1 protein-coding gene is annotated in these 554 nt (G+C 26.2%); it reads left to right on the top strand.

The window, feature by feature from the left end; genetic code table 11:
* Nucleotides 1-223 precede the first annotated feature (223 nt).
* The coding region (locus tag N1032_RS27220) for a hypothetical protein (RefSeq protein ID WP_259543823.1) at nt 224-554 on the top strand (331 nt) is incomplete at its 3' end.

The following is a 554-nucleotide window of genomic DNA, read 5'->3' as shown; positions in this document are numbered from 1 at the left end:
TAAAAAATATGTTGTTGATGATTTAAAGAAAGAGATGAGTACAAATGGTAATGATTGACCAAAGTGATTAGTTGAAAAGATTGATAATTTGGTTATAACAAAATGATATTCACAAGAGTATATTTACTTTATTCTTAAAAATCAATATGGAAAAAGGATTTCATTATTTGAACAAGAAGAATTCCTTGGTTACTTTAAAAATATTTATATTACATATACTCCTATGTTTTTTGTTAGATTATCACAAATCATTGAAGATAAATTAAGTGATTTGATTGATGTCAAAAATAGAGGTTTAAGGTCTAATCTTAAATCTGATAGTAAAAGAAGTATTTCAACATCTCCATATGGAAATACAGCAACTGATTTTACTTCTGCTGATAGTATGGAAAGAAGTATTTATGAATTGGATAATACTAATCTAAACTTGATAGAAAATGCAAGGATGTTAGCAAGTGCTGATATCTATGGTGAAGTTGAGAAATATGTAAATGTCTTCTTTGAACTATTTACACAAGTTGATATTATTACTCCAGCAGTTCATAAATATGGGT

Source organism: Herbiconiux daphne (assembly GCF_024979295.1).
Classification (GTDB): domain Bacteria; phylum Actinomycetota; class Actinomycetes; order Actinomycetales; family Microbacteriaceae; genus Herbiconiux; species Herbiconiux daphnes.
This window is presented reverse-complemented; position numbering and strand designations above follow the sequence as displayed.